The sequence below is a fragment of the Chamaesiphon sp. GL140_3_metabinner_50 genome (assembly GCF_025361915.1).
GTDB lineage: Bacteria > Cyanobacteriota > Cyanobacteriia > Cyanobacteriales > Chamaesiphonaceae > Chamaesiphon.
Window position 1 is genome coordinate 1 of record NZ_JANYJC010000155.1, and the last position, 3,969, is coordinate 3,969.

Here is a 3,969-nt window from a genome sequence, read left to right on the forward strand (position 1 = left end):
GATTTTCAAATTCAACTGCCAATTTTTACTTGTGATGTCGGGACTACTTTTAATATTCAGTTGCAACTGGATGGGGTGAGTCAGATTGAGAAATTTGTAGCTTAAAAGTGATGAAACAGATCGTGTTGCAATTAGGCAAGGGGAGCTTGCCAGCGGGTTTTCCGTCGGTGAATGTAGAGCTAACCGGAGATGGCTGCGATGGCTGGGGGGATACGGCAAGCTTATTACCAGATCTAGAACTAGAGCGTAAATACCAGCAGTGGCAACGGCTGTATCGAGCTTCTGTCCGCCTGGGCGGACGTGGGGTGACATTTGCCAAAAATAACGCCGCCAATGCTTCAATTGCCGAAATTTATCAAACTACTCAAGATCTCACCACCGCACTAAATAACTGGTTAAATCAGGGCGATTTCTATACTAAGATTCAGGCTCGGTTGCGCCGAGATTTAAATGCTGACGATCGCATTTTGCTCTCGATTATTACCGACGATGATTTCTTATGGAAATTACCTTGGCATCGCTGGGATTTCTGCACAGCTTACGAGCATTGTGTCGAATCTTTTAGTAGATCTTACGTTCGCAACAATCGCCAGCAGCGGCTCCGTGCCAATGGCAAGGTGGACATTTTAGCGATTTGGGGGAATGCGCCAGAATTAGGTTTAGATCGGGATTTAGCAGCTCTCCAGCAGCCACACGCGAGGGTAACAGCTTGCCAACCAAAATCGGCATTGGCAATCTCCGATGCTCTCGCCCAGCAGCAACAGATTCGGATGCTATTTTTTGGCGGACATGGCGAAACGATCGAACTAGAACTAGAAGCTAAAATTCAAACTGTTGGCAAGATTTATCTCGATAAAGATACGCCGATCTCGATCGCTAAAATTAAAACAGATTTAAAACAAGCGATCGATCGCGGTTTACAAATTGCGATCTTTAATTGCTGTAGTGGTTTGGGTTTAGCTCAAGAACTCGCGGATCTAAATATTCCCTATTTAGTTGTGATGCGATCGCAGATTCCCGATAAGTTAGCTCAACAATTTTGTCGCGATTTGTTGGGTAGGTACAGTCAGGGTGGAGATTTTACTACTGCTTTTGGGTACGCCAGAGGGCGATCGATCTCGGCAACCGATCGCGATGATGAATTTGAAAGTTGGTTGCCGATGTTGGTTCACAATCCCCACCAGCAAGTAACCTGGGCCGATCTCAGCCGCTCCTGGTGGCAGCTACCAGCCCCGCAGCCCGTTATAGCAGTTCGCAGGTGGCTGACGAAATCCGATCGCTTACCCCTCACCTGGATTGGGATTTCACTGCTCTCTACAGGCATTACCGTCGGCTTACAAACCCTATCGCCCATTCAAAAATTAGAGTCGCTGGCGATCGACAGATTGCAATTAGCTCAAGTTGCCATAATGCCAATGCCGTCGCAGACGATCGTTGTCGATACCAATGATGACGATGAGGAGCGAGTGAATGTTAGTGGTGAATCTATATCCAGTGGAGCGCAATTGCAACAACTGGCTAATCTACCTTTTCTAGCCTTGGGTTCAGATCTCAAAATTGAATCCGAACATAATGATAATTGGTTAAAACAATCGAATATCAGCATCAATTGTGAAGCTCGATTCCCTCAGATTAATTATGCACCAATAAGTCGAACTAACGATTGTCAACCTTTAGCTTGGGCGGTTACTAAAAATTATCCCGCAGTACATAGCCGATCGATCGATCGCGATCTTATCTTAAACCCTTATTTAGCATCGACGATCGAGCGAATTAAATTAAGCGATATTAGCAAGCAAAATTCCGATCGATTCAAGGGCAAAATTCTCTTAGTTGGAGTTGTCAAAGATCTCTCTTCGCCTGTGATGATTCACGCGATCGCTACCGAACAGATTGTCAGATCGATCGATCCTCACCGACCACTACTAACTGGATCTAGACGTTCGATCGAGATTGTTTATATCTTAATTTGGTCAGGAATCGGAGGCGCAGCGATTTTTTATACGCGGCGACTATATTTGCCGCTCGTGGCGATCGCTTGTCTTTGTAGTGGCGGGATATTATTTATGTGTGGCTACTTATTACCACTCATCCCCGCCGCGATCGGTGTTGGCATTAGCAGTTATTTAGTATGCTTAATAAAGCTACCCAATGAATCATCCCAGGTTTAGCCAACATGCAATCTTATCCTGTTAATTTATCCAAACTACTCTCGTTCAGTCTGCTGACACTATCAGCATTGGCGGCAATTCTGCCAGCGGCTGTCGAGGCTAAATCTACCGATTTTTTCACCTGCGAACAAGATAAAAAGGAGGTATTCGTTACTGTTGTCAAAAATCGGAACTCAGGCAAAACCAAAGAACTAATTCGCTGGGAGTCCAAATTAATTAGCAATCCCAAAGTTAAATGCCGAGAAGTGTCCGATCGATTCCAATATCTGTGGTCGCAGGGCAATCTCAACTATATCAGGATCGGTATCGCCAATAACAATAAAACTATTATCTGTGGATTGGCTGATAAAGCTAGTTCTTGTAATGACACAAATAAGATTTTTGAACTATCAGCAACTAATCCCAACAGCGTACACAAAGAACTTTTGAAAAAAATGCGATCGGAACGTAGCGATGGTGGGATCTACCAGGCTTCTGAAGACGATGATGACGATATTATTATTAATATTAAAGCATCGATCGAACAGCGACAAGTAAATCGCCAATAGAGTCCGATCGCTATAATTTCAGTTTTTTAAATATTTGCTGCTATCCTCGAATCAATGTTAACAACATTACCAAATAACCATACTTTTATGTCATTAAGAATTTCACAGTGGATCGGATTAATCGGCATCGCCGCGACTATTCCGCTCGTCCAGATAGTCGCCGTTGCCAAGACTTCGGTTGAGGTTGCCGAGATCGCCAAAGCAGTTACCGTGTCGATCGCCAGCTCTAATTTTCAAGGTTCGGGGGTAATTATCCAGCATCAAGGTGATGTTTATACTGTCCTCACCACCGCTTATATGGTGAAAAAGAAAGTCGATTATAAAATTACCACGCCAGACGATCGCGCGTATGAGGTAATTGCCAACTCGATTCAGTCTGCACCTGGAGATGTCGATTTCGCCATTATCAAATTTAAAGCGACGACCGATTACCGTACAGCCAAACTAGGAAATAGTAACCTTATTAAAGCAGGGATGGAACTATATGTAGCCGGATTTCCAGCTAAAGATCGGGCGATTACTTTACCTGTATTAGCGGTGGTTGAAGGTAAGGTCATCGCCAACAGTAATAAAACTTTCACCAGAGGCTATTCCCTCATCTACAACAACGATACACTACCAGGAATGGGAGGTGGTGCGGTATTAAATAGCAATGGGGAGCTAGTCGCCATTCATGGCATAGCCGACCGAGATACCGATGGTAAAAGAAACGGGTTCAATCTAGGCATCCCGATCGATCTCTTTGGTACGGTAGCCAATCAGATGGGGGTCGAACTCAAGGGGCAATAACAGAAAATCGATCGCGCAATTTAACTCAAAGATCGTCTCATTCGTTCGCGTTGGCGTTGGCGTAGCCTGCCGTAGGCACAGCCTCTCGTTCGCGAAGCCTCTCGGAGAGAAGCGTTCCCTTTGGGAAATCGATACCACTACCACATCAATCTATTTTTATGTCATCAAGAATTGCACAATGGGTCGGATTAATTGGGATCGCCGCAACTATTCCGCTCGTCCAGACTGTTGCTGCTGCCAAGAGTTCGGTAGAAGTTGCCGAGACAGCCAGAACGATTACAGTTTTAATTACCAGCCCTACCCAACAAGGTTCGGGAGTCATCCTCAAACGTGAAGGAGATATTTATACCGTTCTCACTGCCGCTCATGTGGTCAAAAAGAAGGTTAATTATCAACTTACCACGCCTGACGATAAGCAGCATGAGGTAATTAGTAGCTCCATTATCTCTGCACCTGGAGAT

The 3,969-nt window shown here is 44.8% G+C and carries 3 protein-coding genes and 1 pseudogene; all 4 read left to right on the top strand.

What is annotated here, in order from left to right; all coding sequences use genetic code 11:
• Positions 1 to 110: 110 nt before the first annotated feature.
• On the top strand, positions 111 to 2,171 hold the full coding sequence (locus tag Q0R35_RS08115; protein WP_295615882.1) for a hypothetical protein: 2,061 nt from the start codon (positions 111 to 113) through the stop codon (positions 2,169 to 2,171).
• Between the two features lie 5 nt (positions 2,172 to 2,176).
• Complete coding sequence (locus Q0R35_RS08120) at positions 2,177 to 2,719, top strand: COP23 domain-containing protein (RefSeq protein ID WP_295615885.1); 543 nt, start codon at positions 2,177 to 2,179, stop codon at positions 2,717 to 2,719.
• An 87-nt stretch (positions 2,720 to 2,806) separates the two neighbouring features.
• Positions 2,807 to 3,508, top strand: coding sequence for a serine protease (locus Q0R35_RS08125; RefSeq protein ID WP_295615889.1), 702 nt, complete (start codon positions 2,807 to 2,809; stop codon positions 3,506 to 3,508).
• 158 nt (positions 3,509 to 3,666) lie between these two features.
• Positions 3,667 to 3,969 (top strand): annotated as a pseudogene (locus tag Q0R35_RS08130) (serine protease); the annotation flags it as partial.